Genomic DNA, 26,289 nt, shown 5'->3' on the forward strand with positions numbered 1-26,289 from the left:
TTCTAACTGATGGCGATGTACAGCGCCCAAATCAGGTAATAGCCAATCCAAGGCAGCGCCGAAATCACCAGAGCTTGGCCGCGTTCCAGCTCTGTCCATGCGCCCACCGCCGCGTAGCCAAGTACGATGTACCAAGGCAAAAGCAGTGGGAAGGAGCTGGCAAATTGAGACCAATCATTAGTCAGTGGCAACTTAATTAGGCCATTTAAACTATTAAGGTCAGCAGCGTAAGTCATCACGTGGCCATGTTTGAGTAATAAGCTCGCGTAACTGGCGAGATCGCCCAACACTGCTGGGAAAGTGATGACAGCACTTGCGGCAAACCAACGCCAGAAACCGTGCTGATGTTGGCTCTGCTTGGTCGCCAAATTGAACCACAATGCCAACATGAAAATCGTTAGCGTGCGGCCTACCACATCACTGATAATTTCGCTTGCCATCAAGGTGTTGGCATCTAACATTTCAAGCTGAGCGGGGTTGATCATAGCCAACTGCGCCGAGAGCCCAGCTTTTAACCATTCAAGGTTAACCACGTCAAAATAAGCCCCCCAAAATAGAAAGGGACTCAGGATTAAAAAGAGATAAGGTTGCCAACCCCACATGCCGCGTTGATAAAGGGCTAAAAAACAAGACGTGGGGGAACGGAAAATATCCACCAACATGATTAACGGGTTACTGGAAGGATTCATACACTGACCTTAGTGACATCGACGTAGAGCTTGAGTTTTTGACCCGGCTTTAAGTACTTTTGGTTTGCAAGCTCGTTCCATTTTACAATGTCGAGGCTTTTGACTTTAAACTTATTAGCGATGGCGCTGAGTGTATCGCCGCTACGCACTTGATAAAAGACGGTGCGAATGATGGCACCCTCACTGCTATTTTTCCAAATGACCAGTGTTTGGCCAATCTTCAATGTGTCTCTTGGCCCCATACCGTTCCATTTTGCTAAGGACTGATGGGAAACATTGTGCTGTTTGGCAATGCTCCATAAGCTATCACCTTTGGCTACCGTATGAGACAGCTTATACTGACCACGGGCCATCGCTTGCGTTTTTGCCAAGCGGTTACTGGCACTGAGTGCGTATGCTTTTTCGTCTTTTACGGATGTTGGGATCATTAAATACTGCCCAACGCGAATGACGTTGCCATTGAGATTGTTGGCCGTCTGAATCACTTTGCTGGTGGTATTGTGCTGTTGAGCAATCACACTCAAGCTATCGCCGGATTTTACCTTGTAGCGTACTAACTTCATCCCTTTACCGCGATTCTCTTCAACTTTCTGAGCAAAGCGTTCCACTTTATCTACTGGGATAAGCAGTTGATGAGGTCCCGTCGGCGAGGTCGCCCATTGATTGTAAGCTGGGTTGTAACTTTGCAACTCTTTCACGCTCATTCCGGCGTAATTGGCGGCAATGGCAAGATCAAGCTGTTCTTGAGGGTCGACTAACGTTAACACTGGTTTGTTAGCAATCGCTGGGATTTCAATTCCATATTTTTCTTGATTGGCAACAATATCGGCCAGTGCGAGTAATTTAGGGACGTAGCCTGTGGTTTCATCGGGTAAGTCGAGTGAGAAAAAGTCGGTTGGTTTACCAGCCTTGTGATTTTTACGAATCGCGCTAGAGATCCGCCCACCACCGCTATTATAGGCGGCAATCGCATGGCTCCAATCACCATCAAAACGCTTATTTAATGCAGTGAGATAATCCAAAGCAGCATCGGTGGCGGCGTCTACATCTCGTCTTCCGTCATACCAAAAATTTTGCTCTAGGCCATACATCTCTCCCGTGCTCGGCACAAATTGCCACAGCCCCGCAGCGCTACCGTGTGAGTAGGCAAAGGCATCAAACGAGCTTTCAACAATAGGTAAGAGTGCTAACTCAAGTGGTAAGCCGCGCTGCTCAATTTTCTCAGTGATAAGGTAAAGAAATGGCTTTGCTCGCTCGGCAACAGTTTGTAGGTGATTTGGGTGTTTAAGATACCAAGTTCGATAATAATTCACTGATTTATGATCTGGGATATCCATCGACAACTGCATTGCGATGCGCTGCCATACGTCCGCTTGCTCTTGTGGCGTGATCACTTTCGGCGTTGTCTTTTTTGCAGATGACGACTTTTGTTTAGCCATCTCTTTTTGTGTCTGAATCTGAGGGCTATTTGCCTCTTTGGCATTTGGCGCTGTTGTTTGGTCTGTTGGCTGAGTGATTTGGCACCCCGCTAACAAGAGCACCATCACCCAGCTAAATTGAAATCGCATCTATCTCAGCCCTTTGACTTAATGGCTGCTGATAATACTTGGCACTTTATTGCTATGACAAGCAGCAAATCGTCAAAATTCGTTCTTCCACTCACGTAACGCGGTAAAAATTGATAGAGGATCGGTTTGTTGAGTACGATTCGCGACGGATTTCATCACACTCTCTTGCTGGGTCCGCAAAAATGGATTGATCCATTTTTCTTGGCGGATCGTGGTCGGTAATGTCGATTTCTGCTGGGCTCGGAGCCGGTTGACGGTATCTCGATACTGTTGAAGTTGGTCATTATCGGGCTCAACGGCTAAAGCAAATGCGACGTTACTTGCGGTATATTCGTGCGCGCAATAGACCTCAGTCTCTTCTGGCAATGCGGCAAGTTTACACAGTGACGTAAACATTTGCTCCATTGTGCCCTCAAAAACACGGCCACACCCTGCGGAGAACAGTACATCGCCACAAAACAGTTTATTGTCACCGACATAGCCAATGTGACCTTTTGTGTGTCCTGCGAGATCAAGCACCATAAAGATTTCATCGAATAGTTCTAGCTGATCGCCAGCTTCAACCGCGTGCGTTAAGGTAGGAATAGGTTCATGAGCGGGACCAACAACGTTAATGCTGGGAAACTGGCGAACCAGTTCTGCAACACCACCAATGTGATCATGGTGATGGTGGGTAATTAATATTGCTTCGAGCGTTAATTGATGCTTCGAGAGGTACTCAAGTACTGGTGCTGCATCACCGGGATCGACCACAGCACAACGCTGATCGCTATTTTGGATCAGCCAGATGTAATTATCATTAAATGCGGGTATGCTTTTGATCTGTAACATGAGTATCTCCAATCACCGAGGTGAAATAGGTTATCGATGAAGCCAGCGCGTAGCGAAAAAAAATTAGATAAGCCTCATTCTTGGTCCCAACTTAAAAATGGCCAGTGGGTTAGTGATTCTATTCAGACTCGGCTTGATGAATGGTGCTCTAAATTATTTGGCTATCATATGCTTAAGCTCGGTGGTTTGAGTTGTGAGCTTGCCAGTTGCAACTGCAATATTCAACACCAAGTTCATCTTGATATTGAAAACCCACTCCATACGGTGATTGCCGATAGCTACGAACTGCCTTTTCTTGAAAAGAGTTTTGATGTGGCTATTTTAGCGCACCAACTGGATTATTGTGGCGATCCGCACCGTATCTTACGCGAAGTTGATCGCGTGATGATGGATGATGGCTACATCATTATTACGGGGTTTAATCCAATCAGTTTTACGGGGATCGCAAGTTTGATGCCTTGGCGAAAACATAACTTACCTTGGAGCGGTCGTATGTTTACCGCTAATCGGATTAAGGACTGGCTGAGTGTCTTGAACTATCAAGTGATTGACTGTGACCAATATGCCCTTTTCCCGATGCAAAAATATCAACCCATGTGGGCGTGGTTGGAAAATGGTATTGGCGACTGGGCCGCTCCATTTGGTAGCCTGTATTTCATCGTAGCGCGCAAACGTACTTATCCCTTGAAACCGATTAAACCTCATTGGCGTTTTAAACGGCGTCTTTCGCCAGTTAGCCTGAACTACCGTTTATCAACTCAGAACCAAGATAAGGCCTGTGACCCTTATTCGGATGCTTGATACCCAATATCGTCTTCGGTTGGGTTTTCTGCTGCATTGCGTGCTAATTCATCGCACATTTCATTTTCACGATGACCCGCATGGCCTTTCACCCAGCGCCAGTCAATGGTGTGGCGGGCGCTTTCTTTATCAAGTGCTTGCCATAAATCGGCATTCTTCACTGGTTTTTTATCCGATGTTTTCCAACCGCGTTTTTTCCAGTTGTGGATCCACTGAGTAATACCTTGACGAACGTATTGGCTGTCTGTGGTGAGAATAACATTACATGGCTCTTTCAGTGTTTGCAGTGCAACCACTGCCGCTAACATTTCCATTCGGTTGTTAGTGGTGAGTCGGTAGCCTTTGGCTAACGTTTTTTCGGTTTCTTTGTAACGAAGGACAACCCCATAACCACCCGGGCCAGGATTACCTAAGCAAGATCCATCAGTGAAAATTTCCACCTGTTTTGTCATGATTTGATACTATTAGGTTACGCACATTATTGGCATAGTCTGACATACATATCCTTATGAATACTAGCAGCAATTCCCAATCCCAACGTATCGTCGTTCTCGATACGGAAACCACGGGTATGAACCGTGAAGGCGGCCCTCACTATGAAGGACACCGCATTGTTGAAATCGGTGCCGTTGAAATTATCAACCGCAAGCTGACAGGCCGCCACTTCCATGTCTACCTGAAACCCGATCGTGAGATTCAGTTAGAAGCGATCGAGATCCACAGTATTACCGATGAGTTTTTGATGGACAAACCGCAATATCGCGATGTGCATCAAGAGTTTTTAGATTTCATCAAGGGAGCTGAGCTGGTGGCACACAACGCTCCCTTCGACGTCGGTTTTATGGATTACGAGTTTCGCAAGCTCGACGCTAAAATCGGTAAGACGGAGCAGTATTGCAAAGTGACCGATACGCTTGCTATGGCAAAGCGTATTTTCCCCGGCAAACGCAACAATTTGGATATACTTTGTGATCGTTATGGTATCGATAACTCACATCGTACCTTGCACGGTGCATTGCTCGATGCGGAGATATTAGCGGACGTTTATCTGCTGATGACTGGCGGGCAAACCTCGTTACAGTTCAGTGCCGGAACGCGCAGTGATGGCAGTGTGGGAGGAGAGTCAATAAAACGAGCTGTCGCAGGTCGGAAAAAGCTAAAGGTTTTGCAGGCTTGTGCCGATGAATTACAAGCACACCAAGAAAGATTGGATCTAGTCGAAAAGAGCGGAAGCTGTCTTTGGCGTCAGTAGGAGAAAATATGTTGAGGATAATGGTGGCTATTGCTGCGCTGATGTGGAGTATTGGCGTTTTTGCGGCAAATCCCTCCTCGATGTCGCTACTCGATAATCGTTTCCGTGTGGATCCAACCATTTCACAAATTACTTTTGTCGTGTATCGCGAAAAGTCATCTCAGCCAGTGGTGCTTGTGCGGCCAGATGGTAAGAAATATTACGCGTGGCGGTACGATGAGAATATGCGTTGGTATCAAGAGCCTACTATGGATATTATTTCAATTGATAAGCCAATGCCTGGCCCTTGGCAGGCTATAGGAAAGGTTTCGCCACAAAATAGCATTAAGCTAATCTCACACTTGCAATTGGATACAGATGTATTTCCTAGCCGTTTGTATCATGGTGAAGAATTAAAATTTACAGCTCGCTTAACCTCCGACGGTAAGCCTTTATTGTTGAGAGACTTTCTCGATAGAGTCAACTTAAAAGTGACTTTTACTAAGTTCGTTGAAAATGAAGAAGAACTGATCAAAGAGGCGCGTCCATTACCTGAGGTTATTGGTGAATTTGCTGATGATGGACGTGGTTTAGATGAACGCCCTGGTGATGGTGTATTTTCGGTTGCGTTACCTATCACTCCAGTGCCGGGTAAATACCGTGTTAGGATCACTTCTGGTAACGGTGTGTTTTTACGCGCTCAAGAGCAAGAAGTGTTAGTTTACCCTACGCCAGTGTCGACTACCTTTATCCAGTCCCGAGTAGATGGCGCGCCGCACCAAATTGTGTTTGCAGGTGAGTTAGGCATGGTTGAGCCCGGATCGATAGCGGCGCATGTTGAGCATGCCAATATTTATGATGATATTTTTGCTACTGAAGGACTATCCGGAAAAGAGTCACTCAAGCTTAATTTGGAAATTCCATACAAAGGGGATAACGGTAACTATCGTTGGTCTGGAAGGTTATATGCGACAGAACTCGCTAGCCAGCGCCCACTTTTTTTCCCACTTTCAGAGCGTACTTACAGCGTGGTGGATGATGTTAACATTGAGGAGACTCGCCGTTTGCAGATGGAAGAAGAGATTAAGCAGCGTAGGCTTGAACAGGAGCAACTGATTATTCAGATGAGAGAAGAGGCAACGAGTCGCAGTATTATGTTCATCGTGATTGGTAATATTGTTGCAATATTCATAGGTCTTCTAGCGTGGTTTGTGATGCGTAAGATTAAAGCGAAAAAGGCGTTGCAACCCGAATTACAGTTGAATATGCCGAAGAAATAACAAGGGATGTTGCCGAGCTGGCAACCTCTTGATTCAGTATTCCAGTCATAGAAAAGGGCGTTTAAAGCGCCCTTTGACATTCAAGAGATTGACTTACGCAACATCATTTATTGCCGGATATTGAGGCTTTGCGGCCAGTTCCTGTGGCGCAAAATCATCGACATTAATGGTATACAAACGATGAGCCTCAGCTTCCGTTAATAGCTGTGCTTCTTGTTCGGTTAGAATTTTTTGTTGTAAGCCAATGGCAGCCACTTCATCTAAACGCAAAAATGGACGGCGTTGATTGGTGATGCTGCACACTTTATCGAACAAAGGCTCTGCACGTAAAATGATGTCCAGTGCTTGTTCAATCTTACCCGCCGCATTATGCGCCGTTGGGGCGAGATATTGGTTGCGACCAATGCGTGAACGAGTTTCACTCGGTGTTTGCAGGATCTGCGCAACTTGGCTATCTAATTTATCGCTAGGTGCTTTGCGTACTCGACCAATCGGCATCAACAATATACGAAGTACCTTACCAATCGCTTTATTCGGGAAGTTGGCTAAGAATTCATCAATGGCGACTTCCGTCTGCTTCAAACTGTCTTGCAGACCCCAATGAACCAAAGGAAGATCCTCCACGGGACGACCATCATTTTCAAAACGCTTAAGTGTGGCTGAACTGAGGTAGAGTTGGCTCAAAATATCGCCAAGGCGTGCTGACAAACGCTCTTTACGTTTGAGAGAGCCTCCCAATACAGCCATCGAAATATCAGAAAGCAGTGCTAAGTTAGCGCTGTAACGGTTTAGTTGTTGATAGTAGCGTTTGGTTGCATCATTAGTCGGTGCAGATGAACCAAAACCATCGGTAACACCAAACCAAATACTGCGCACAAGATTACTCATGGTGAAGCTGACGTGACCTGCAAGAGCGGCGTCAAATTTCTCAACGGCATCAGAATCTTGTGAATAAGCGGCGTTCATTTCTTCTAAAACATAAGGATGACAACGGATAGCGCCTTGACCAAAGATGATCATTGAGCGAGTCAGAATATTGGCCCCTTCGACGGTTACGGCAATCGGTGCACCTTGGTAGCTGCGAGCTAAAAAGTTAGCAGGACCAATACAAATGCCTTTCCCGCCCACGATATCCATTGCATCAATAATGCTGCGTTGACCACGGTGGGTACAGTGGTATTTGACTATAGCGGAAATGACCGAGGGTTTTTCGCCCAGATCAATACCAGCTACGGTTAAATTGCTCGCCGCATCCATCACATAAGCGTTACCACCTAAACGTGCTAATGGCTCTTCGACACCTTCCATATGGCCAATTGGTTGCTTAAATTGACGACGAATCCGAGCGTAAGCTCCTGTTGCTAGCGCCGCAGTTTTAATTCCGCCCGTCGAGTTAGAAGGTAACGTAATGCCACGTCCAACCGATAAACACTCTACAAGCATACGCCAGCCTTGTCCTGCCATGCTTGGTCCGCCAATAATGAAATCAAGCGGCACAAATAAGTCGTTAGCACGTGTCGGACCATTTTGGAATGGAACGTTCAATGGCATGTGGCGATTGCCAATTTCAACTCCTTTTAAGTGGGTTGGGATGAGCGCACAAGTGATGCCAAGCTCTGTTTTATCCCCAAGTAAGCCGTCAGGATCGCGCAGTTTGAATGCTAGGCCTAATACGGTTGCAACCGGGGCGAGTGTGATATAGCGCTTGTTCCACGTTAGGCGCATCCCTAACACTTCTTTTCCTTCCCATTTCCCTTTACATACCACGCCAAAATCAGGAATTGAACCTGCATCGGAGCCCGCTTCTGGGCTGGTTAATGCAAAGCAGGGAATCTCTTTACCTTCCGCTAAACGTGGCAGGTAATGGTTTTTCTGATCTTCAGTACCATAATGTTGTAAAAGTTCGCCTGGGCCTAAAGAGTTCGGTACACCAACGGTGGATGAAAGCACTCCAGATACACCCGTTAGCTTTTGTAGCACAATGGATTGTGCATAAGCTGAAAACTCCAAGCCGCCGTATTGTTTTTTAATGATCATGGCGAAGAATTTATGATCTTTTAAATATTGCCAAACCTCAGGAGGTAAGTCGGCTAATTCATGCGTAACTTGATAATCGCTAACCATGGCACACACTTCGTTGACTGGTCCATCAATAAAGGCTTGCTCTTGTGCACTTAATGTCGGCGCTGCAATTTTGTGTAGTTTGCTCCAGTTCGGTTTGCCTTTAAACAGTTCAGCTTCCCACCAAACGGTTCCTGCATCTAATGCCTCTTTTTCGGTTTGTGACATTGCAGGCAGCACTTTTTTGAACAGTGTTAATGCTTTTTCGCTAATCACGCTTTGACGGATAGAGGGAACGGCTAATAAAGCGATAGCCGCTAAATACAGCAACCATCCAATCACCCCGGTGTAATCCAGCAGGGTAAGAACCACCATGGTTACCGTTAGCGCAACTAATGCGCTAAAAAGTGACATTCTGTGGTAGAGGCACACACCGAACACGGTGAGAAAACCAAGTATAGAGAGCAAGATGTCCATAATTTCATTCCTTTGAGACTGTATTCACGCCATTGCGGCTGATTTTTCTCAGTGCATTGGGAAGTGTTGTTAGTCGTCTCGTTTGTGTAAGTGGTCTAACCAGTGTTAAGTGTAATCAAATTATTAACGAAATGTAAAACCTTGTATTGTTCAAAAAGTGATCCATGTAGGGCAAAACCTCAAAATAAACAACCCATAGAGGGCTTTCTGGAGTGGGAAGCGGGAGAAAACAACAATTCTTGAAGTCGAACTATCGACAGAAAGGATGGTTTGGGTAAACTCAAGCCTGTTACTGGCTCTTGATTGATGGAGCCTATCGGTAAACAGATTAAAAAGAGAATATATCTATGTACCAGGATTTAATTAAAAGTGAATTGACCGAAGCGGCTGACGTGCTAAACAAATTTCTTAATGATGAGCATAACATCGCTCAAATTGAGGCCGCCGCAAAACTGATTGCCGACTCATTTAAGCAAGGCGGAAAAGTGCTCTCTTGCGGTAATGGCGGTTCCCACTGTGATGCAATGCACTTTGCTGAAGAGCTAACGGGGCGCTATCGCGAGAATCGTCCGGGTTATCCTGGTATTGCTATTTCAGATCCAAGCCATTTGTCTTGCGTTAGCAATGATTTTGGTTACGATTTTGTATTCTCTCGCTATGTGGAAGCGGTGGGTTCAAAAGGCGATGTCCTGTTTGGCCTATCGACTTCTGGTAATTCGGGGAACATTTTGAAAGCGATTGAAGCGGCCCAAGCTAAAGGGATAAAGACCATTGCACTGACCGGTAAAGATGGTGGGAAAATGGCGGGTTTAGCGGATATCGAGATTCGTGTCCCGCACTTCGGCTACGCGGATCGTATCCAAGAAATCCATATCAAGATCATCCACATCGTTATCCAACTGATTGAAAAAGAGATGGCGTAAGAAGTTCAACGCCGTTCTTTTCTTTTAATGTGTTTGTGGTTGCAAAAGGGAGTGCATTAAACCATGTGTGAATTGCTTGGTATGAGTGCCAATGTGCCGACTGATATTTGCTTTAGTTTTACTGGGTTGATTCAGCGTGGCGGCAACACGGGGCCGCATCGTGATGGTTGGGGAATCACTTTCTATGAAGGGAAGGGGTTTCGCACCTTTAAAGATCCTAACCCTAGCTTTCAGTCAAAAATTGCAGAGCTTGTGCAGAGTTACCCTATAAAAAGTCGGGCAGTGGTTAGCCATATTCGTCAAGCAAATCGCGGTGGGGTGAATTTGGAAAATACTCACCCATTCACTCGAGAATTGTGGGGGAGATATTGGACGTTTGCTCACAATGGGCAATTGGCGGATCACCATCAGCTAGAAACTGGGCGCTATCGCCCTGTTGGTGAAACGGATAGCGAGCAAGCTTTCTGTTGGTTGTTAAAGCAGTTAGAAGCGCGTTATCCTGAACCGCCTCAAGATATGCTCAGCATGTTTCAATTCGTTGCGAAGTGTTGCGATCAACTGAAGCAGCAAGGTGTGTTTAATATGCTACTTTCTGATGGTGAGTTTGTGGTGACCTATTGCACGAATCATCTGTACTGGATTACTCGACGTGCCCCCTTTGGTAAAGCGAGCCTGCTTGATGAAGATGTCGAGATTAACTTCCAAGAAGAAACAACGCCTGATGATGTTGTGTCTGTGATTGCGACTCAGCCACTGACGGGAAATGAAACTTGGCAACGAATGAAGCCAGGCGAATATGCGATTTTCCATTATGGCGAATACGTTGATGGCAATGCGCAGTCCTTAGCTGACATTCCCTTTGCCGCGGCAAAGCCAAGCTGCCAAGCACCCATTTAAGTTTTTTATTCTTAAGCTTGTTCTATTTACTGCGGTTTGAATCGTATTTGAGATGACAATAAAAAAGGTTGCTGTTGAGGCAACCTTTTTCGCACTATTCAGAGATACGATTTATTCATCGAAAGCATAACCATGCATGCCAAGTAATTGGCCATCTAAATAGGCTTTACCTTCACGCATTTCCAAGCGTCCTTCAACGAACCATTGTGCCACTAGTGGGTAAATTCGATACTCTTGAGCTTGAACACGTTGAGTCAAAATATCAACGGTATCTTCATCAAAAATAGGCACTTTTGCTTGTAGAATGACTGGGCCACCATCAAGTTGTTCAGTCACAAAATGCACACTGGTGCCATGCTCTTCATCACCCGCGTGAATCGCGCGTTGGTAGGTATTCAACCCAGGATATTTAGGAAGTAAAGAAGGATGAATATTGAGCATCCGTCCTAAATAGTGACGCACAAACTCACCACTCAGAATACGCATGTAGCCAGCAAGAATGATTAAGTCAGGCGCGTATTGGTCAATTTTCTCCATCAATACCGTATCAAACGCATCTCGCGTGTCAAAGGCATTTGGGTCAATATGCACCGCCGCCGCACCTGCTTTTTTAGCTCGTTCTAAGCCATAAGCAGTTGCTTTGTTTGAAAAAACAGCCGTTACTTTGCCATCTTTAATTTTCGTTTCACACGCATCAAGGATAGCCTGTAAGTTGGTGCCATTTCCTGAAACTAAAACAACAATACTTTTCATCAGTTATTTGATCTCTACTTGCTCTTCATCGAGTTGAGCTTCAGCAATATGACCGATAACCCACGCATTTTCGCCTTCCGCTTGCAGTAATTGAACCGCCGCTTGTGCTTGATCCATTGGAAGTGCAACAATCAGTCCGACACCACAGTTAAATGTGCGGTACATTTCGTGAGTGGTTACATTCCCTTTTTCTTGCAGCCATTGGAAAATAATTGGCCATTCCCAGCTATTGCCGTCAATCACCGCTTTCGTCCCTTGCGGAAGAACACGAGGAATGTTTTCCCAGAAACCACCGCCAGTAATGTGTGAAATGGCGTGAATATCGTGCTCGGCGATCATTTTAAGCGCTGATTTGATGTAAATTTTGGTTGGTGTCAGTAAGTGCTCACCAATCGTTTTGCCAGCCAAGTCTTCATTTTTGTCGGCACCTGATACTTCGAGGATCTTGCGAACTAATGAATAGCCGTTTGAGTGGGGGCCGCTAGAGCCAACCGCAATCAGAGCATCACCTGCTGCTACTTTTGAGCCATCGATGATCTCTTCTTTTTCAACCACACCGACACAAAAGCCAGCGACATCGTAATCTTCACCTTCGTACATACCCGGCATTTCAGCGGTTTCACCACCGATCAAAGCGCAACCTGCTTGCACACAACCATCGGCAATACCCGACACCACATCAGCAGCAGTATCTACATCCAATTTGCCCGTGGCGTAGTAGTCCAAAAAGAAAAGCGGTTCAGCACCTTGAACAATCAAATCGTTAACACACATTGCAACCAAGTCAATGCCAATGGTGTCGTGCTTATTCATATCCAATGCGAGGCGAAGTTTTGTGCCAACTCCATCGGTGCCAGAGACTAAAACAGGATGTTTATATTTGGTTGGTAGCTCGCAAAGCGCGCCAAAACCACCAATGCCACCCATAACTTCAGGGCGACGAGTGCGTTTGACGGCGCCTTTAATTCGTTCAACAAGTGCATTGCCTGCATCAATATCTACGCCAGCATCTTTGTAACTAAGAGAAGTGTTATTACCGCTCACGGGGAAGTCCTCGGTCATAAGTTGGATATGAAAACGGCGCTATTCTAACAGGGCTTAAAACAAAAAGGAAAACGTTTGCGTCAGTTTTTTTGTTTATAATTGGCACTGAAATTAGCATAAAAAGTGTGTACAATTCGAAGGTTTGTTTAAATGTCGTCGGAGATGAAAATGAAAGTTGTTGAAGTTAAACACCCTCTAGTTAAGCATAAACTTGGGTTAATGAGGGAAGGGGATATCAGCACTAAGCGTTTTCGTGAGTTAGCTACAGAAGTGGGTAGCCTACTAACTTATGAAGCAACCTCAGACTTTGAAACAGAAAAAGTGACGATTGAAGGCTGGAATGGCCCAGTTGAAATTGATCAAGTCAAAGGTAAAAAAGTAACGGTAGTACCTATTTTGCGTGCTGGTCTTGGCATGATGGACGGCGTTTTGGAGCACATTCCAAGTGCGCGGATTAGTGTTGTTGGCATCTATCGTGATGAAGAAACGCTTGAGCCTGTCCCTTATTTCAACAAACTCGCTTCTAATATTGAGGAGCGAATTGCGCTTGTGGTTGACCCAATGCTGGCAACTGGCGGTTCCATGATTGCGACGATCGATTTGCTCAAGGAGCGCGGCTGTAACCAATTTAAAATTCTCGTTTTAGTTGCAGCGCCTGAAGGCATCGCGGCGTTAGAAAAAGCACACCCTGATGTTGAGCTCTATACGGCGGCAATTGATGAGAAATTGAATGATAAAGGTTATATCGTTCCTGGTCTTGGCGATGCTGGTGATAAGATTTTTGGTACGAAATAAGCGTTAATTTTATACTGTCTTAAAGGAGAAACGAAAGTTTCTCCTTTTTTATAGTTGCTTCAGTGATGCGTCATTACGGTCATTTTATTGCTCAACAGAATTAACGCATTGTTCGATGATTATTTTTTAAGACTTAACGTACTGCTTTTTCTGTGGCTATTAGCTGGCGCACCTTGTGATGAATTTGTGGGTCGGCGCGGTGCTCTTTTTGTATTTGGAGCATGGCGAAACTCATCGGCATTGCGTCCTTGGAACGTTTTTGGCTTTTGATTTCTGCGTGCCGTCGAGGTTTGATTTTGCTCACGACTATCATACAGTTTTGCATCGGTAGCTTTGCGAATACGCTTACCCGTCACATCAAGCTTGGACGCGCCTTCCGTACCGCAAGAACTCTCACACATTGCTAATATTTCAGCGACTTCCTCGTCGCTTAAATAACGCCATTCACCATTCGGGATACCGTCTAGGCTGATGTTCATAATACGAACTCGGCGTAGTTTAAACACTTCGTAACCTAAGGCCTCACACATACGACGAATTTGACGGTTTAACCCTTGTGTTAACACAATTCTAAAGGAGAACTTCGTTTCTTGGGTTACTTTGCAAGGCAGTGTCACCGTATCAAGAATTTCCACGCCAGAGGCCATCTTATGTAAAAATTCGTCGGTGATGGGTCTATCTACTCGGACGACGTACTCTTTTTCATGGTTATTACCAGCACGTAATATCTTATTGACTATGTCACCATCGTTAGTCAGAAAGATCAGTCCATCAGATGGTTTGTCTAATCGACCTATCGGGAAAATACGTTTGTGGTGGCCAATAAAATCAACAATGTTACCTGGAATATCGCGCTCTGTTGTGCAGGTGATTCCAGTCGGTTTGTTAAGGGCAATGTATATCGGTTTTTCTTTTGATTTTAATGGATTACCATCAATACACACCTCATCGTTCGGCGTGACTTTAGTGCCCATTTCCGGCGATAGTCCATTGATGGTTACTCGGCCTTGTTCAATTAACTTATCGGCCTCTCGACGAGAACAGAAACCAGTTTCACTGATGTATTTGTTTAAACGGATGGTAGCTTGTTGTGACATAGGTTGCTCTTACGTTTCCCAACGGCGGTGAATAAAAATAAAGCAACACTCTGAGTGTTGCCTAGTAACGTTGCAATATTTTAGCAGTTAATATTAATTAACCAAGGCGTTTTTAATGACACTCATGGTTTCCAGCCTTTCCCCATCACTTTTCCTCAACAAGATATAGACGGCATTGACGTAATGCCGATCAGTTAAGGCCAAAGGGATCGGTTGAACGATCCTTCAGAGCTGTCAAAATCCAAGTGTATTTAATGCACTTGGATTTTTTTATGGATGTTTCCCAAGCTCTAAACATAATTAATGATTGGAAACCTAGCAACGTTGAGACTTTGTCTGACTTACTTCCAATTGACCTCATCAACGAAGCTTATTCTCTTACTGATACCGTCACGATGAGAAAGAGGAAATTAACTCTAGAATCCATGGTTTGGTTACTTGTTGGAATGGCTATCTATAACAATAAATCCATGAAAGACTTAGTTAACCAGCTTGATATTGTCGATCGTACGGGTAAAGCTTTTGTCGCACCGAGTGCGTTGACTCAACGTCGAAAGACGTTGGGTGAAGGCGCAATTAAAGCGGTCTTTGAGCAAATGACGACTTCATGGTTAAAAAGTGCAAAGTTACCCCAGTGGAATGGATTAACGCTTCTTGGCGTCGATGGAGTGGTTTGGCGCACGCCCGATAACCCGCAAAATGAAAATGCATTTTCTCGACAAAAAGGGACACAATATCCGCAAGTGAGAATGGTCTGCCAAATGGAACTAAGCAGTCATATTATCACGGCCAGTGCTTTTGATAACTACAATACAAACGAAATGGTATTAGCTGAAAAACTGATAGAAACAACACCGAATCATAGCGTGACAATGTTCGATAAGGGGTTCTATTCTTTAGGCTTATTACATAAATGGCAAGACTCTGGCTCAGAGCGCCATTGGCTTATTCCCCTCAAGAAAAATACACAATATGACATTGTTCAATCTTTAGGGCGAAATGACAAACTTGTTCAATTACACAGTAATCCAAGAGCTAGAAAGCGATGGTCTGATTTACCAAAGTCGATAACCGCTCGACTTGTCACTCGTAAAATTAAAGGAAAAGACTACCAAGTATTAACTTCTATGACAGATCCGCTGCGTTACCCATCAAAAGATATTACTGGTCTTTATGAGCATCGTTGGGAGATAGAGCTAGGCTACCGAGAGCAAAAACAATACATGCTTGGAAACCGTCTCACGCTGCGAAGTCGTTTGCCAGAGTTGGTAAAGCAGGAGTTATGGGGCATCTTACTTACTTACAATTTAATTCGATATCAGATGGTAGAGCTCTGCTTCAATTTAAAGGGAAACTACCTTCCTTATCAACTGAGTTTTAACGGCACATTAGCTCATGTATCTGCGTTACTTGTAGGCTTACCTTACTCAACACCAGGAGCAATACCTCGTCAGTTAAAGGGTTTTCACAACATGGCTGAAAGCTTAATACTTGAAGGGCGAAGGGAAAGAACATTCCCTAGAACAGTTAAGCCTAGACCACAACGGTATGCTAAGAACAAAAATGCCGTTCACTCTTAAGTGAACGGCATTACGGCATTGACGCCTTTATTTATGCGAAGAGGGAATGCTCTTATTTGCATGAAAAAATGGAAACTATTTTGAGACAGGTGTTCTTATCGAACCGATCTTGAGTAGCCGAATGATGCCATTCATCAAGAAGATAGAGTTATTAACGTGATAAAAAACCGGAGCAGACAGATAATCGACCCCGGTGCATAGCGTCACACTATTTTTCAATAGGTGCTAAGCGATCTAGTGAGGAGATTTGTCATTCATCACTTTATAAATGAAGAAACCGCCATAAAACAGCATAAGACCAAAAGCACCAAAGATTACTATCATTGAAGATAGTCCCACAGCATTACCAAATAGGAGATCAAGCCAAAAGTCCATGTTTCCTCCAAAGTTTCGAAGACACAGCCAAGTTAAAGTTTGCTCTGTTTGCTGACACTGATCTGGATCAGTTATGTTGCATAGGTTAACTTGATGTTTCTATTGGTGTGTAATTAGTCACGTTTTTATGTGTATTTGATGGTGATTTAGCCAATGAGTTTGTTATTTGATGGAAATAAGATTAAAGGCTTGCGTCTTAGTTTTAGATGAGTAATATACGCATCCGTTCTAGGCAAAAAGCTCGGAACTGCTCGCTAAGTGCAGAGCAAAAATTTCGGTGAATAGCGCAGCTTGGTAGCGCATCTGGTTTGGGACCAGAGGGTCGGGGGTTCGAATCCCTCTTCACCGACCATATTTAAAAGCCTCGCAGTAATGCGGGGCTTTGTTGCATTTGGAAGCGGTAAGTTTTCGTTACCAAATAGAAAGGGGTTCGCCTCTTTCACTATCTGGCTCTTCACCGACCACATTAAAGGCCTCGCAGTAATGCGGGGCTTTGTTACATTTGGAAACGGTAAGTTTTCGTTACCAAATAGAAAGGGGGGTTCGCCTCTTTCACTATCTGGTTCTTCACCGACCACATTAAAGGCCTCGCAGTAATGCGGGGCTTTGTTGCATCTGGATGTGATCATTTTCATTACCAAAGAGAAAGGGTTTTCCTTTTCCTCTTTCTCTATCAGGCTCTTTCACTGTTCACCCTTCTCCGAGCAAATTCAACTATTGAAAATAGCAGTCAATATTCCACGATAATAAATAGCATTAGGATGTGTAAAAAACGTCACTTTAGCGCATTTTGACGTTTGATGAGTCATTACAATTTATGACCTATATCACGATTTAACCTGCCAAATCCCTTTAATGAACTTCTCGCCTTGTAGTGAGTAGTGATCTCTATTCATAAATTCATTTTTGTTATGCATTTTTATGTGTTCTTTCTCAAGTTAAACTCGTCAAATAATAAATTACGGTTTTGACGTCAAGTTTAATCTATTGATTTTAAATGGTTTTGTTTTGATTGTATTTTAGAGAATTTGAACTGGATCACTTCGTGTAGCTAATTATTTTACGCTTAGAAATAACTCCTTGTATGGTGAATGCCTTAGGTCACAAGCCTTTATGCTTGTTGCTGTTTTGAGTCCTTTTAACAGGATATTGGGTTTTTATTTTAAAGGTAGGGTGAGTCAAATGTTGAAACCTAGTTTGATTGCTGTTTCGGTTATCGCCACATTATCAGGTTGCTCTTTGTTGCAATCACCAGAGCAGAAAGTAGTCGATGCGCTGGCGGAAAATTTGGATATTCATTACACCGTATTAACCAATCACGGGGCAGATGAAGGATTGGCATGTCAGGCTCTCGAATCAGAATGGGCATCGTGTAATAAAGTGAACATGACCTTGGTTAACCAAGGTGAAGCTGTGAATTCAAAGCAGTGGGCTATCTATTTCCACAGCATTCGACTTATTCTGGATGTTGAAAATGATCAATTCAAAATTACCCGTTTAACGGGTGATTTACATAAGCTTGAACCTACTGATAAATTTGATGGTTTTGCTGCTGGCGAAGAGGTTGTTTTGCCTCTGGTCGCTGAATATTGGCAGTTGTTTGAAACGGACTTTATGCCGCGTGCATTCGTTGCGGCGCCCAATACAGAGCCTAAACTTATTGTATCTCTCAACACAGAGGACACGTCGTCATTTGTGCGTGGGCTTGAGGGTGACAATATCAAACGCACCACCAGCGATAATAATGTGTTTGCCACGGCCATCAGCCGATTTGAGAGAAATAGCGATGTATCACTGCAAGATGTATCAACGGCTCTGTTACCAACGCCTCTAAAAACAACGCTTGGTCAAGGTGTTGTTGACATTACTCGCGGCCTTAAGCTTGATGTGAAGGACTTTGCGACGGATCAGTTTTCAGCATTGCAGGCGCGTGCTAAAACGATTGGGCTGAAGCTTGATGGAGAGTTGGCGGTTGGTGTTGCGATTACACCGAGCGAATTTTCTGACCAGATGGCGACATCGGGTGCTTATGAGTTGGAGATTGCACCGAATGCTATCTCTATTCGTGCATTTGATGAGGCGGGAGCTTTCTACGCCGTTCAATCTATTTTGGGTTTAGTGGATAGCCAGAATGTCACAGCGCTGCCAGTGATCCACATCGAAGATGCTCCACGTTTTGATTACCGTGGTGTGATGGTGGATGTCGCACGTAACTTCCATTCTAAGCAAGCGATTTTGGCCACGTTAGATCAAATGGCGGCTTATAAGATGAATAAATTACATCTTCATTTGACCGATGATGAAGGTTGGCGTTTAGAAATTCCGGGCTTACCTGAATTGACCGACATTGGTGGGCAGCGCTGCTTTGATTTAGATGAGAAAAACTGCTTGCTGCCACAGCTTGGCTCCGGTCCAAATTCTGATAACTTTGGCTCAGGTTATTTTAGTCGAGCCGATTACATTGAAATCCTCAAGCACGCTAAAGCGCGCAATATTGAAGTGATTCCTGAAATTGATATGCCAGCCCATGCTCGCTCTGCGGTTGTTTCAATGGAGGCTCGTTTTGATCGTTTGAGCCAAGAGGGGAAAACCGAACAGGCTAGCCAGTATCGCTTGATGGATCCTCAAGACAGCTCCAATGTTACGACGGTTCAGTTTTATGATAAGCAGAGTTTTATTAACCCTTGTTTAGACTCGTCTAAACGTTTTGTGGACAAGGTGATCACTGAAGTGGCCTTGATGCACATTGGGGCGGGCATGCCTTTATCGACTTGGCATTTTGGTGGCGATGAGGCGAAAAACATCAAATTGGGCGCGGGTTTCCAAGATATTAATGCGACGGAAAAAGTCAGTTGGAAAGGTAACTTAGATCTTTCACAACAAGATAAACCATTTGCGAAATCGCCACAGTGCCAAGCATTAGTCAGCCAAGGAGTAGTAAGTGACTTTGCTCATTTACCGAGTTATTTTGCTGAGCAAGTGTCGGAAATTGTCGCCGATAAAGGGATTGAGAATTTCCAAGCATGGCAAGATGGCTTGAAATACAGCGAGGGAGAATCCTCTTTTGCCACGCGCAATACACGTGTGAACTTTTGGGATGTCCTCTATTGGGGCGGTACAAGCTCTGTTTATGAATGGGCAAAACAAGGTTACGACGTAATTGTTTCTAACCCTGATTATGTCTACATGGATATGCCTTATGAGGCGGATCCTAAAGAGCGCGGTTATTACTGGGCCACCCGTGCGACCGATACGCGCAAAATGTTTGGTTTTGCACCGGAAAATATGCCGCAAAACGCTGAAACTTCATTAGATCGTGATGGTAATGGTTTTGTCGGTAAAGGAGAGGTGACGTCGAAACCATTCTACGGCTTGTCAGCTCAATTGTGGTCAGAAACGGTTCGTAATGATGAGCAGTATGAATATATGGTTTTCCCTCGAGTGTTGGCTGCCGCTGAACGTGCTTGGCATAAAGCGGAGTGGGAAAACGACTATAAAGTAGGGGTTGAATATTCTCAGCAAACCAACTTAGTCAATAAGTCTGCACTGAATCAAGATTGGACTCGTTTTGCTAATATTGTTGGGCAACGTGAGCTGGCGAAACTGGAAAAAGCTGGCATTGATTATCGCCTGCCAATTCCCGGAGCTAAGATTGAAGCGGGTAAATTGTCGATGAATTCGTCATTCCCAGGTGTTGAGCTGCAATACTCATTAGATGGTCAACAATGGCTTACTTACTTGAGCATTGAACAACCGAAGGTGTCCGGTGAGGTCTGGATCCGTTCTATCTCTGCTTCAGGCGAGCGAGTCAGCCGAGTTACTAGCGTTAAATAACTGTAGCCATATCAAGGCACCCCAATGAAAGCCTCCGCATCTGTCGGAGGCTTTATTACATAAAATCAATTACCTTCGTGGTGAGCAAACTCAAACACCTGACCTTGCTCGTTAAAAGCAAAAACCGAATAGGCTTCTTTCTTATCACCAGATTCCATACCTGGAGAACCGATTGGCATGCCGGGCACGGCTAACCCTTTGGCATTTTTCGGTGGATTAGCGAGAAAGGCTTGAATGTCTGTGGCTGGAATGACCTTCGAAAACATAGCCGTCGATAACGGCTGTATGGCAAGAGGCGAGCTTGGGTGTAATGCCCAATTGTTGTTTTATCGCCGTCATATCTTCTTGCAATTGCTCGTTAACCTTAAATCCTGCTTGTTGCATGTGAGTGGACCACTCAGTACAGCAGCCACAATAAGGGGATTTGTAATTGGTCATCTCGGTCACCGTGGCGAATGCGGAGTAGCTCATAAGAGACAAGGTGCTAAGCATAGCGGCTGTGATCATTTTCATTTTTATCTAACCTCTAAGAGTGAAAAGGGGATTTAAATAGACGCAAGCGGTTAGCGTTGCTCACGACTGTGATTGAGGACAAAGCCATTGCCGCTCCTGCAACTACAGGGCTAAGTAAAAAGCCAAAAGCGGGATAAAGCACACCAGCGGCAATGGGAATGCCGAAGGTGTTATAAATAAACGCGCCCAATAGGTTCTGCTTCATGTTTTTTACTGTCGCTTTAGAAAGAGCGATAGCATTGACTACGGCAAGCGGTGAGGAGTTGAGCAATGTCATTTGCGCACTCTCTATTGCGACATCACTGCCACTGCCCATTGCGATACCAATATCGGCTTGCGCAAGGGCTGGCGCATCATTAATACCATCACCGACCATGGCGACGATTTGGCCTTTCTCTTGTAACTGCACGATTTTTTGTGCTTTTTGATCCGGAAGTACTTGAGCGATCACTTGCTGTATACCTAGTTGTTTGGCGATTGCAGTGGCCACGCTTTGGTTATCTCCGGTTAGCATCACGGTACGAATGTTCATTTTGTTCAGTGTGCTGATAGCTTGTGCAGCGTTAGGTTTGATTGGATCAGCAATTGCGATGAGACCTTTGAGTTCACCGTTAATGGCAACCGCGACTGGCGTCCAAGCTTGTTCTGCGTAGTGTTCAATGGTTGTTTGTGCTTGAGTAAGAGGAACGCCCAGCGATTCAAGGTGCGATAAAGAGGCAACGACGACGGAATCGCCTCCAATGTTTGCCATTAGCCCTTTGCCTCTTAGGTTGGTAAATTGCTCGACTTCGGCGCTGGTTGATACCAGCGGTTGCGCATAATGGCAGATAGCCTTGCCAAGAGGATGTTCAGAGCGCAGTTCCAAAGCGTAAACAAGGGTTAACAATTTGCTATCTTCAATTCCCCACGTGACTAAGTTCTGAACGGTTGGCTTGCCTTGAGTGAGCGTACCTGTCTTATCAAATACTATAGTGGTGATTTTGCTTGCCGATTGCAATACATTGGCATCTCTGATCAAAATACCCATTTCAGCGGCTTTGCCAACTCCTACTGTAACCGAGAGTGGAGTAGCTAGACCCAAGGCACAAGGGCAGGCAATGATCAATACTGTTGTCGCAACCACTAGCATATAACTGGCCTTAGGTTCAGGGCCTACAAAGTACCAAATCAGAGCAGAAAATAGGGCAATCATAACCACTGTCGGTACAAAAATAGCGGATATCTGATCTGCCAGTTTGGCAATGGCTGGTTTACTGCTTTGCGCCTGACGCACCATTTGGATGATGCGCGAGAGCATGGTTTGCGCCCCTACGCCGGTGGCTTCGATGACTAAGCTGCCATCATGATTGATGGTGCCTGCCGCAATGGCATCACCTGTCACTTTTAGGACGGGGATCGGCTCACCAGTGAGCATGGATTCATCAACATAAGATTCACCGCTGAGGACTTTGCCGTCTATCGGCACTTTTTCTCCTGGTTTTATGCGCAGTTGCATACCAAGTTGTACTAATTCAACCGCAATCTGTTGATCGCCTTGCGCTGTGATGCGTGTTGCTTGTTGTGGCTGCAAGTTAATTAAGGCTTGCAAGGATTGAGTTGTCTTTGCTTTGGCTTTCGCCTCAATGTAGTGGCCCAGTGAAATCAAACCGATAATCATCGCGCTGGCTTCAAAGTAAACATGACGCGAGGCGACGGGAAACCAAGTTGGGTAAATCACTACCAACATTGAATAGGCCCAAGCTGCTCCGGTTCCTAGGGCGACTAAGCTATCCATGGTGGCACGCTTATGGGTTAACGCAAGCCAAGCATGGCTAAAAAAGTGGCGGCCAGCTGTGGCTAATAGGGCTAAGCACACAATGCCGATAACGCCCCAGTATATTTGTTGCTGAGTGGTCACAATCATCATGCTGCCACCAAGAAGGCCCCAAAGCATTAACGGGATACCCATCATTAAACCTAGTAGTGCATTGGTTTTATGCTGCTTCTGTAAATCAAGTGATTGCTGTTTTTGTTTTTCTTGTTGTTGGGCTGGGTCACCGACTCGCTCTGCACGGTAGCCTGCATGAGTAATGGCATTGAGCAATTGCAGTTCAAGGTTAGCGATATCTGCTTGCGAGAGCACTAAGGCGCTTTGTTCCGCTAAATTGATTTGCGCTTTTTGTACTCCGTTAACGCTTAGAAGTGCTTTTTCCACCGAAGAAACACAGCTTGCGCAAGTCATTCCTTGAATCAGTAAGTGGGTACTAACCAAACCCGTTGTTGAGACTTCTGTCTCTTGTGCGAGTGGCTGTGTATCGCTAACCAAGGTTGTGGGTTGCGACGAGGGCAGAGGATCGCTGTTCGTGCTGAGCAAGGCTTGATAGCCTAAGGATTCGATAGCGGCGATGAGTTCACTTAAAGAGGCCGAAGTGCTCAGTTCGATGAATGTGGGTGACAGTTGGTGGATTTGTACCTCAAATTCTTGCTTGAGATGCTGCTCAAGTTTCTTCGCGCAACCCATGCATTTCAGCCCTGATAAAGGCAATTGAAAGCGTTTCATTGATAAATTCCCCGTAAACCAACTCAATAGCTAGAAGCATAAACCTTACCTTTAGGGCAAGGTCAAGTTCCACTAAAGGAAAGTTAAGCGAATTTTAAGCGTTATTCTTGAGTGCAGAAAAACGAAAGGCAATCGAGGATTGTAGATTTAGCCGTCAGTGGTAAAATGTCGCCACTTTTTATCCTGGTACTTGCAGTGGACATGTTCTCCGCTGTCTTTTTATCCCTAAGGAAATCAAATGACGGTTAAAACTCGTTTTGCTCCTAGCCCGACAGGCTATCTTCACGTTGGTGGTGCGCGTACTGCACTTTACTCTTGGCTTTATGCAAAAAGCCAAGGTGGTGAGTTTGTTTTGCGTATTGAAGACACCGACCTAGAGCGCTCGACGCAAGAAGCCGTAGACGCGATTCTTGAAGGTATGACTTGGCTAGGTTTGAATTGGGATGAAGGCCCATATTTCCAAACTAAACATTTTGATCGTTATAATGAAGTTGTCGATAAGCTGCTTGCTGAAGATAAAGCCTACAAATGTTACGCCTCTAAAGAGCTGTTAGATGAAGTTCGTGCCGAGCAAGAAGCGAACAAAGAGATGCCGCGCTACGATGCTGATCACCCAAAAATCAAAGCGGTTAACGACGCCGCAAAAGAAGGGGATCCGTGTGTTATCCGTTTCCGTAATCCTAAAGAAGGCAGCGTAATTTTTGACGACCAGATCCGCGGCCGTATCGAAATCTCCAACAGCCAGATGGATGATCTGATCATTCGCCGTACCGATGGCTCACCCACCTATAACTTCTGTGTGGTGGTGGATGACTGGGATATGGGGATTACTCATGTCGTTCGTGGCGAAGATCACATCAACAACACACCTCGTCAAATCAACATTTACGAAGCGTTAGGTGCTCCTGTACCTGTGTTTGCGCACTGCGCAATGATCTTAGGTGACGACGGCGCGAAGCTATCTAAACGTCATGGCGCTGTTTCTGTGATGCAGTATCGCGATGAAGGTTACCTGCCTGAAGCATTGAATAACTATTTAGTTCGTCTAGGTTGGTCTCATGGCGACCAAGAAATTTTCTCGCGTGAAGAGATGATTCAGTTCTTCAGTTTAAATGCTATTAGCAAATCGGCATCTGCATTTAATACTGATAAGTTGTTGTGGCTGAACAATCACTACATCAAAACATCAGAGCCTGAATATGTTGCAAAACACCTTGAATGGCACTTTGAGCAACAAGGCATCAATAAAGACAACGGCCCAGCATTAGCTGAGATCGTTAAACTGGTTGGTGAACGCTGCAATACCTTGGTTGAACTTGCTGCTCAATCTCGTTACTTCTTTGAAGATTTTGCTGAGTTTGATGCTGATGCGGCGAAAAAACACTTGCGCGGTGTGGCGAAAGAGCCGCTAGCACTTGCTTTAAGCAAATTAGAAGCATTGAGTGACTGGACAACGGAAAACCTGCACGCTGTCATCGCTCAAGTGTGTGAAGAGCTTGAAATCGGTATGGGTAAAATAGGCATGCCGCTGCGCGTTGCTGTCACTGGCGGTGGTCAATCGCCATCGGTTGATGCTGTTATGCAACTGATCGGCAAAGAGCGTGTCATTGCTCGTATCAATATGGCATTAGCCTTTATTGCTGAGCGTGAAGCGAACGCTCAATAAGTCAATCATACGAACAACGCTTTGAACCGCAGCTTATGCTGCGGTTTTTCTTTATATCGGCTTTGTTAAATCCTTTGGTGTAGAGCACTGACAATATTTCACAAAACGATGACAGAGAATAAACTAATGCGCTATTTAAGCTTTCTTTACATACAGTATAGTGGTTCCGAGTTATGTAGGTATGTGTGTAGGCGAAAAGTAAACCGTTTTTTGGGTACCGCAACCGCATTATGATAACGATAAATAGGAAAGGAAAAAGTATGAAAAAGTTAGCAGCAGCAGTTTCAATGGCGCTTGTTTTTGCATCTTCTGCCGCAATGGCTGAAGTATATGTAGGTGCTAAAGTTGGTAAATCTTGGCTTGATGACGCTTGTCGTGCTGGAGATGTGTGTGAAGATGAATCTTCTACCGTCGGTGCTTACCTTGGTTACCAAGCGTTTAATTGGCTTTCATTAGAGGCCGGTTACGATTACTTGGGCAAATTTAGTGGTGCGGGGCTGAATGATGAAAAAGTAACGGCCATTACACTCGCACCGAAAGTCAGCCTTCCTTTGACTGATGCCATTGCCTTATATGCTAAAGTCGGCGGTGCTTATGTTGACTATGGCAATAAAGATGATTACTCATATTTAGGTGCCGCTGGTATTGAGTTCAACACCGATAATAACGTCACTTTACGTTTGGAATATCAAAGCCTCACCGATATTAATAACGATCTTGTCCGAGCTGCAGGTAACTCGGCTACCTTAGGTGTTTCGTATAAATTTGGTGGAAGTAAAGCAGAACCTGCGCCAGTCATCGTGCAAGAGGTGTTTGTTGAAGAAGTTGCACAGCCAGTGGTTGAGCCTGTCGTTATTCCCCAAGAACCTGAAACGGTTGTTAAGCATGTGCCATTTCAACGTTTGGACAGCAGTAGCTTTGCCCATAACAGCACTAAGCTAACAGCAGAGAGTACTAACCAGCTCGATAAACTAGTGAAATATTTGCAAGCTTACCCACAAGCCGATGCTGAAATTATTGGTCATACTGACTCAACTGGCGCTGCGGCTTACAACCAGAAACTATCAGAAAAACGCGCACAAGTTGTTGCTGATGTTGTGATTGCTAAAGGTGTGGATGCGAACCGTCTTACCGTAAAAGGTGAAGGGGAAAATAGCCCAATCGCATCGAACGATACAGTCGAAGGTCGAAAGCAAAACCGTCGTGTTGATATCGTTATTCCAAGCTTTGATTATGAAGTGAAATAATAACGCTTAAGTATTAGAAAATAGAGAAAGCCCGTGAAAAACGCGGGCTTTCTTCTTGTAAAACAATGGATTTTAGCCTCTAACCGCT

Annotated in this window: 20 protein-coding genes, 1 tRNA gene and 1 pseudogene; 11 read left to right on the forward strand and 11 right to left on the reverse strand. The window is 44.8% G+C overall.

The genetic code is table 11. The features are described from left to right. Positions 1-2: 2 nt before the first annotated feature. From N5E84_RS01945 to gloB, 3 genes are all read right to left on the reverse strand, one after another. Positions 3-689: a YIP1 family protein gene (locus N5E84_RS01945; protein WP_013856224.1), complete on the reverse strand. Its 687-nt coding sequence runs from the start codon at positions 687-689 to the stop codon at positions 3-5. Further along, a complete protein-coding gene (locus N5E84_RS01950) occupies positions 686-2,257 on the reverse strand; it encodes a LysM peptidoglycan-binding domain-containing protein (RefSeq protein ID WP_017043992.1) in 1,572 nt (523 codons plus the stop codon). The genes N5E84_RS01945 and N5E84_RS01950 overlap by 4 nt, the downstream gene beginning before the upstream one ends. Before the next feature lie 72 nt (positions 2,258-2,329). Continuing rightward, complete coding sequence (gloB, locus tag N5E84_RS01955; protein ID WP_026027910.1) at positions 2,330-3,088, reverse strand: hydroxyacylglutathione hydrolase; 759 nt, start codon at positions 3,086-3,088, stop codon at positions 2,330-2,332. A 36-nt stretch (positions 3,089-3,124) separates the two neighbouring features. Here gloB and N5E84_RS01960 point away from each other — a divergent pair, with 36 nt between their 5' ends. Next, the gene (locus N5E84_RS01960) at positions 3,125-3,889 is read left to right on the forward strand and encodes a methyltransferase domain-containing protein (protein WP_013856227.1); all 765 of its coding nucleotides are present in this window, start codon (positions 3,125-3,127) and stop codon (positions 3,887-3,889) included. Here N5E84_RS01960 and rnhA read toward each other — a convergent pair. After that, positions 3,874-4,341 carry a ribonuclease HI gene (gene rnhA, locus N5E84_RS01965; RefSeq protein ID WP_013856228.1) on the reverse strand — a complete coding sequence of 156 codons (468 nt, stop codon included), beginning with the start codon at positions 4,339-4,341 and terminating at the stop codon, positions 3,874-3,876. The two genes, N5E84_RS01960 and rnhA, sit on opposite strands and share 16 nt — an antisense overlap. Positions 4,342-4,397: 56 nt before the next feature. Between rnhA and dnaQ the strand changes: the two genes are divergently transcribed. Continuing rightward, on the forward strand, positions 4,398-5,141 hold the full coding sequence (gene dnaQ, locus N5E84_RS01970) for a DNA polymerase III subunit epsilon (RefSeq protein ID WP_019282304.1): 744 nt from the start codon (positions 4,398-4,400) through the stop codon (positions 5,139-5,141). A gap of 8 nt (positions 5,142-5,149) precedes the next feature. Beyond that, positions 5,150-6,400, forward strand: a complete 1,251-nt coding sequence (locus N5E84_RS01975) for a TIGR03503 family protein (RefSeq protein WP_029388239.1) — start codon at positions 5,150-5,152, stop codon at positions 6,398-6,400. A gap of 93 nt (positions 6,401-6,493) precedes the next feature. Here N5E84_RS01975 and fadE read toward each other — a convergent pair whose 3' ends face one another. Then, positions 6,494-8,938: an acyl-CoA dehydrogenase FadE gene (gene fadE / locus N5E84_RS01980; protein ID WP_019282302.1), complete on the reverse strand. Its 2,445-nt coding sequence runs from the start codon at positions 8,936-8,938 to the stop codon at positions 6,494-6,496. Between the two features lie 347 nt (positions 8,939-9,285). On the opposite strand from fadE, the gene lpcA reads away from it, so the two are divergent. Together lpcA and N5E84_RS01990 are read left to right on the forward strand one after the other, a co-directional pair. Then, positions 9,286-9,861 (forward strand): D-sedoheptulose 7-phosphate isomerase, encoded by a 576-nt coding sequence (gene lpcA / locus N5E84_RS01985; RefSeq protein WP_019282301.1) that lies wholly within the window; start codon positions 9,286-9,288, stop codon positions 9,859-9,861. Positions 9,862-9,924: 63 nt separating this feature from the next. Beyond that, positions 9,925-10,758: a class II glutamine amidotransferase gene (locus tag N5E84_RS01990; RefSeq protein ID WP_019282300.1), complete on the forward strand. Its 834-nt coding sequence runs from the start codon at positions 9,925-9,927 to the stop codon at positions 10,756-10,758. Between the two features lie 111 nt (positions 10,759-10,869). On the opposite strand, the gene purN is transcribed toward N5E84_RS01990, so the two are convergent. After that, positions 10,870-11,511, reverse strand: coding sequence for a phosphoribosylglycinamide formyltransferase (gene purN, locus N5E84_RS01995; protein ID WP_019282299.1), 642 nt, complete (start codon positions 11,509-11,511; stop codon positions 10,870-10,872). Between the two features lie 3 nt (positions 11,512-11,514). Further along, complete coding sequence (purM, locus tag N5E84_RS02000) at positions 11,515-12,555, reverse strand: phosphoribosylformylglycinamidine cyclo-ligase (protein WP_010320092.1); 1,041 nt, start codon at positions 12,553-12,555, stop codon at positions 11,515-11,517. 168 nt (positions 12,556-12,723) lie between these two features. On the opposite strand from purM, the gene upp reads away from it, so the two are divergent. Then, on the forward strand, positions 12,724-13,350 hold the full coding sequence (gene upp, locus N5E84_RS02005) for a uracil phosphoribosyltransferase (protein ID WP_026027908.1): 627 nt from the start codon (positions 12,724-12,726) through the stop codon (positions 13,348-13,350). A 119-nt stretch (positions 13,351-13,469) separates the two neighbouring features. Here the strand turns inward: upp and rluF are convergent, their stop codons facing one another. Continuing rightward, positions 13,470-14,447 carry a 23S rRNA pseudouridine(2604) synthase RluF gene (rluF, locus tag N5E84_RS02010; RefSeq protein WP_019282298.1) on the reverse strand — a complete coding sequence of 326 codons (978 nt, stop codon included), beginning with the start codon at positions 14,445-14,447 and terminating at the stop codon, positions 13,470-13,472. Between the two features lie 272 nt (positions 14,448-14,719). On the opposite strand from rluF, the gene N5E84_RS02015 reads away from it, so the two are divergent. Then, positions 14,720-16,027: an IS4-like element ISVa16 family transposase gene (locus tag N5E84_RS02015; RefSeq protein WP_029388402.1), complete on the forward strand. Its 1,308-nt coding sequence runs from the start codon at positions 14,720-14,722 to the stop codon at positions 16,025-16,027. A gap of 234 nt (positions 16,028-16,261) precedes the next feature. Here the strand turns inward: N5E84_RS02015 and N5E84_RS02020 are convergent, their stop codons facing one another. Further along, positions 16,262-16,402 (reverse strand): DUF3149 domain-containing protein, encoded by a 141-nt coding sequence (locus N5E84_RS02020; protein ID WP_010319399.1) that lies wholly within the window; start codon positions 16,400-16,402, stop codon positions 16,262-16,264. A 275-nt stretch (positions 16,403-16,677) separates the two neighbouring features. Here N5E84_RS02020 and N5E84_RS02025 point away from each other — a divergent pair. Both N5E84_RS02025 and N5E84_RS02030 read left to right on the forward strand, forming a co-directional pair. Further along, a tRNA-Pro gene (locus tag N5E84_RS02025) sits at positions 16,678-16,754 on the forward strand. 830 nt (positions 16,755-17,584) lie between these two features. Then, entirely contained in the window at positions 17,585-20,236 is a 2,652-nt protein-coding gene (locus N5E84_RS02030; RefSeq protein WP_029388123.1) for a beta-N-acetylhexosaminidase, read from the forward strand. A 65-nt stretch (positions 20,237-20,301) separates the two neighbouring features. Here the strand turns inward: N5E84_RS02030 and N5E84_RS02035 are convergent. Both N5E84_RS02035 and N5E84_RS02040 read right to left on the reverse strand, forming a co-directional pair. After that, positions 20,302-20,749: pseudogene (locus N5E84_RS02035) on the reverse strand (DUF411 domain-containing protein). Positions 20,750-20,762: 13 nt separating this feature from the next. After that, positions 20,763-23,288, reverse strand: a complete 2,526-nt coding sequence (locus tag N5E84_RS02040) for a heavy metal translocating P-type ATPase (protein ID WP_175418692.1) — start codon at positions 23,286-23,288, stop codon at positions 20,763-20,765. Between the two features lie 238 nt (positions 23,289-23,526). Between N5E84_RS02040 and gltX the strand changes: the two genes are divergently transcribed. After that, a complete protein-coding gene (gltX, locus tag N5E84_RS02045) occupies positions 23,527-24,954 on the forward strand; it encodes a glutamate--tRNA ligase (RefSeq protein ID WP_013856240.1) in 1,428 nt (475 codons plus the stop codon). A 260-nt stretch (positions 24,955-25,214) separates the two neighbouring features. Then, positions 25,215-26,201: an OmpA family protein gene (locus tag N5E84_RS02050; protein WP_026029039.1), complete on the forward strand. Its 987-nt coding sequence runs from the start codon at positions 25,215-25,217 to the stop codon at positions 26,199-26,201. The last annotated feature ends 88 nt before the right edge of the window (positions 26,202-26,289 follow it).

This window comes from Vibrio sp. J502 (genome assembly GCF_025397955.1).
Taxonomy (GTDB): domain Bacteria; phylum Pseudomonadota; class Gammaproteobacteria; order Enterobacterales; family Vibrionaceae; genus Vibrio; species Vibrio anguillarum.